The sequence below is a fragment of the Actinoplanes sp. NPDC048791 genome (assembly GCF_040650095.1).
In the GTDB taxonomy this organism is placed as follows: Bacteria; Actinomycetota; Actinomycetes; order Mycobacteriales; family Micromonosporaceae; genus Actinoplanes.
Map to the genome: position 1 here is coordinate 1 of NZ_JBEZGQ010000795.1, position 3,962 is coordinate 3,962.

Below are 3,962 nucleotides of genomic sequence, written 5' to 3' on the forward strand. Positions count from 1 at the left end.
CGGCACCGGCGCCGCCGTCGGCACCGCCGTCGTGACCGGCCGGGTTCGCGCCGCCGTCGGCCGGGCCCTCGCCCGCGCCGCCGTCCGCGCCACCGTCGTGACCGTTCGGGTTGGCGCCGCCGTCGGCCACACCCTCGCCCGAAACGCCGCTGCCGCCGGTGATGTCGTCGTCGCTGAGTCGCATGGAAAGCTCCTTCGTGTCGCCCCGACGCTGGGGCAGGTGGAGATCTGCTCCTACCCTGCGTGGATCACGTCTAACCGGGCCGCGACGTGGGTAACACCACGGCGTGCTGGTGATGGGGACGTCCGGCTGGCAGTACAAGGACTGGCGCGGCGAGGACCGGCTGTATCCGCCGAAGCTGCCGCAGCGGCTCTGGCTGGAGAAGTACGCCGAGTCGTTCGACACCGTCGAGGTCAACAACGCCTTCTACCGGCTGCCGGAACGCGACACCTTCGCCCAGTGGCGGGCGCGTACGCCGGACGACTTCGTGTTCGCGGTGAAGATGAGCCGCTACCTGACCCACATCAAACGGCTGCGGGAGCCCGCCGAGCCGGTGGCCCGGTTCCTGGGCCGCGCCGAGGCCCTGGGCGACAAGCTGGGCCCGGTGCTGCTCCAGCTCCCGCCCACGCTCAAGATCGATGTGGCGGCGCTCGACGAGACGCTCGGGCTGTTCCCCAGGGAGGTCAAGGTCGCCGTCGAGCCGCGGCACGACTCGTGGTGGACCGACGAGGTGCGGGAACTGCTGCGCCGGCACAACGCGGCGCTGAGCTGGGCCGACCGCAAGGGGCGGCCGGTGACACCGCTCTGGGTCACCGCCGACTTCGGCTACCTGCGGATGCACGAGGGGCGCGCGAAGCCCTGGCCGCGGTACGGGCGTACGTCGCTGGCGACCTGGCTGGACCGGCTGCCCGGCGTACCCACGTATGTCTTCTTCAACAACGATCCCGGCGGCGCGGCAGTCACCGACGCCGCCGCGATGGCCGCGCAGGCCCGCCGCCGCGGACTCAAGGTCACCCGGACGCCGTAGGTTGATGAGGTGTTGAACGTCGAGCTCAACGGGCGGACGCCGGACCTGGCGCAACTGCACCGGATCGCCACCGTGAACTATGGGCACTACACGTCGATGCAGGTGCGTGACCACCGGGTCCGTGGCCTGGCCCTGCACCTGGCTCGGCTCGCCGACGGGGCGGAGGAGCTGTTCGGCCACCGCATCGGGGTGGCCGAGGAGCACCGGCTGCTGGGGCTGATCCGGCACGCCCTCGGCGAGGTCCGCGACGCCTCCGTACGGGTGACTTTCGTGCCAGGTTCCCACGAGCAGGCCCCGCCGGACGTGCTGGTGTCGGTCTCCGAGCCGGCGCCGCCGGAGCCCGGCCCGGCGCTACGGGTGCAGACCGTGCGCTACGAACGCGAGCTCCCTGAGCACAAGCACGTGGCGACGATGGGCCTGAACTACCGGCTGCGCGAGGCCCGGCTGGCCGGCTTCGACGACGCGCTCTTCGTCGGTCACGACGGCCGGGTGCGGGAGGGCACGTCGTGGAACGTGGCCTTCTGGGACGGCGCGCAGGTGGTGTGGCCGGACGCGCCGGTGCTCAGGGGCGTGACCATGGTGCTGCTGCAGATCGCCATGTCGATCAACGGCACGCCGTGGACACTGCGGCCGATCGACGCGGAGGAGCTCAGCGGCTTCGCGGCGGCCGCGGCGGCCAACTCGCTCCGCCCGGCGCAGCCCATCGCCAGCATCGACGAGTTGCCGCTCAAGGACGACGGTCAACTCGCGGAGGCGCTGCAGGAGGCGTGGGAGACCGTGCCCTGGGACGAACTCTAGCCGAGCAGCTCGATCAGCTGGGTGGCGTTGCGCTGGGCGTAGTCACCCGCGCAGTTGTTCATCAGGACGTGGGTCTGCTTCGCCTCGTCGGCCAGGGCGCGCAGCTTCGGCGCCCACTCCCGCAGCTCCTTCTCGGAGTACAGGTAGCCGAACTTCTCGTGGATGTCCTTGCTGGTCCACTTGTCGCTGTGGCCGTGGAAGCGCACCACGGCCAGGTCGGTGGTCGCGGCCATCAGCGGCGGCACCGACGACTTGTGGCCCTGCGGCATGTCGACGCAGACCAGCGGCAGCTCGTGCCGGCGCAGGAACTCCAGGGTCTCCTCGGCGTTGTCACCGTCGAACCAGGAAGCGTTGCGGAACTCGAAGACCGGCCGCAGCGGCCGGCAGCGGGCGGCGACCTCGCGCAGATAGTCCTTGTTGTCGCGGCGGATGCCCCACCACGGCGGGAACTGGAACAGCAGCGCACCCAGCTTGCCCGCCTCGACCAGCGGATCCAGGGCGCTCAGGAAGCGGGTCCAGATCTCCTCGTACGTCTGCGGCGGCAGGTCACCGGGGTAGACGTTCTTCTTGTCGGTCTCCGGGCGCAGGTCCTTGTAGATCGCGGACACCTTGGTCGGGTGGCCGGTCAGCATGCTGAACGCCTTGATATTGAACGTGAAGCCGTCCGGGGTGCGCTCGGCCCACAGCTTGGTGGTCTGCTCGGCCGGCGGTCCGTAGTACGTCGCGTCGACCTCGACGATCGGGAACTGCTTGGCGTAATACCCCAGCCGCTTCTCCGGGGTGTTCGCGGTCTGCGGATACCAGCCCGACTCGAGCAGCGTCTTGTCGGTCCACGAAGCGGTGCCGACCCGGATCTCGCCCATCAGGCCAAGTTAACCCCGATACGGCCGGTCCGCCGCCCAGGTGCGGGCGACGGACCGGATCAAGCCTGACGTCAGCCCGCGCGCCGCTCGCGGTTGGACTTGCAGGCCACGCACGAGGTGGCCGACGGGAAGACGGCGAGCCGCTCCACCGGGATCGGCTTGGAGCAGCCCTCGCAGTTGCCGTACGTGCCGTCCTCCAGGCGTTGCATGGCGTGTTCCGCCTGCGTCCGCCGGTCGAGCAGAGTGCGGATGAGCGACGACGCCGCGTCGCGTTCCGCGGTCTTGGACCCGCTGTCCGCCTGGTCGTCACCGGCGGCGTCGCCGATCTCGACGAGCCGGAGCTTCTGGTTCTCGGCGACGGCTTCCTCGTACTCGGCCGTCAGATCGTCGAACCGGGCCCGCAGCAACTCCCGGATCTGGTCGACCTCATCGCTGGAGCGACCCTTGGCGGTGTCGGCACCTTTACCCGTGATGACCGCGCTGTTGACGAGCATGTGCTCCCCCTGCCCTTCCCTCTGCCCCTGCCGGTGGACGTCCCCCGCGCCGGCCCTTGGCGTCGCACCGTGGAGCCCGCAGATACCCACCGCCGAAGATCCCAAACGGGACCCTCGCAAAAAAGTAACCGCAGCATAACTGTCAGTGCACGTTACCGCCACGGACTGCGCGATCCAGCTTTCGCGTCGCAGCTCAGCGGGGGTGTGACGAGCGATTCATTCATGATCCGACGACCACGGCGGGGCGCCGCGGGTCGTCCAGCCGGACCACGAGATCGGCGAAAGCGGCGGGGTCGACCTCCGCGCCGTAGCGGGCGTACGCGGGCAGCGTCCAGCGCTGCTCCGGCTCGGTGCGCCGCTCCAGCGCGGCCGCCGACAGATGCAGATGGACGGTGACGTCGAAGGGCAGCCCGGAGCCGAGCAGCAGCGGCCCGCTGACGATCACCACCGCGTCCGGGGGCAATTCCCGGTACGGCTCGCGGGTGGCGCGATCCGTGCGGGCGTCCCGGAGCCGGGTCACGATGCGCCCGCTGCCGCCCGGGCCTGCCGGGTCGAGCACCTCGCGGCGCAGGCCGGCCTCGTCCAGCCAGCCGAGGTAGAACGAGTCGGGGTTGGTGCGGCCGAACTCCAGTCGCAGCGAGGCCGGCCTCAGGAAGTCGTCGGTGCGTACGCGTACCGCCGAGCGGCCCCGGACCCGCAGCGGGTCGACCAGAGCGTCCGCCAGCGCCGCGGGATCGGCGGCGTCGGCGCCGTCGACGGCGACCCGCAGCCGGCCGTCC

At 70.8% G+C, this 3,962-nt stretch carries 5 protein-coding genes and 1 pseudogene; 2 read left to right on the forward strand and 4 right to left on the reverse strand.

The window, feature by feature from the left end:
* A pseudogene (locus AB0C29_RS37190) lies at positions 1-184 on the reverse strand (BatC protein); the annotation flags it as partial.
* A gap of 112 nt (positions 185-296) precedes the next feature.
* Here AB0C29_RS37190 and AB0C29_RS37195 point away from each other — a divergent pair.
* Together AB0C29_RS37195 and AB0C29_RS37200 are read left to right on the forward strand one after the other, a co-directional pair.
* A complete protein-coding gene (locus AB0C29_RS37195) occupies positions 297-1,028 on the forward strand; it encodes a DUF72 domain-containing protein (protein WP_360830654.1) in 732 nt (243 codons plus the stop codon).
* Positions 1,029-1,037: 9 nt separating this feature from the next.
* Complete coding sequence (locus AB0C29_RS37200; RefSeq protein ID WP_360830642.1) at positions 1,038-1,826, forward strand: aminotransferase class IV; 789 nt, start codon at positions 1,038-1,040, stop codon at positions 1,824-1,826.
* Here AB0C29_RS37200 and AB0C29_RS37205 read toward each other — a convergent pair.
* The 3 genes from AB0C29_RS37205 to AB0C29_RS37215 all read right to left on the reverse strand — a co-directional run.
* Entirely contained in the window at positions 1,823-2,689 is an 867-nt protein-coding gene (locus AB0C29_RS37205) for a DUF72 domain-containing protein (RefSeq protein ID WP_360830645.1), read from the reverse strand. The genes AB0C29_RS37200 and AB0C29_RS37205 overlap by 4 nt on opposite strands.
* A gap of 71 nt (positions 2,690-2,760) precedes the next feature.
* Positions 2,761-3,183, reverse strand: coding sequence for a TraR/DksA C4-type zinc finger protein (locus AB0C29_RS37210; RefSeq protein WP_360830648.1), 423 nt, complete (start codon positions 3,181-3,183; stop codon positions 2,761-2,763).
* A 220-nt stretch (positions 3,184-3,403) separates the two neighbouring features.
* A partial coding sequence (locus AB0C29_RS37215) for a uridine kinase (protein ID WP_360830651.1) occupies positions 3,404-3,962 on the reverse strand: 559 nt, incomplete at its 5' end.

What these genes read in the sequence shown, in the direction of transcription:
- AB0C29_RS37195 (WP_360830654.1), top strand. Translation starts at nt 297, where the DNA reads ATGGGGACGTCCGGCTGGCAGTACAAGGACTGGCGCGGCGAGGACCGG.
- AB0C29_RS37205 (WP_360830645.1), bottom strand. Translation starts at nt 2,689, where the DNA reads ATGGGCGAGATCCGGGTCGGCACCGCTTCGTGGACCGACAAGACGCTG.
- AB0C29_RS37210 (WP_360830648.1), bottom strand. Translation starts at nt 3,183, where the DNA reads ATGCTCGTCAACAGCGCGGTCATCACGGGTAAAGGTGCCGACACCGCC.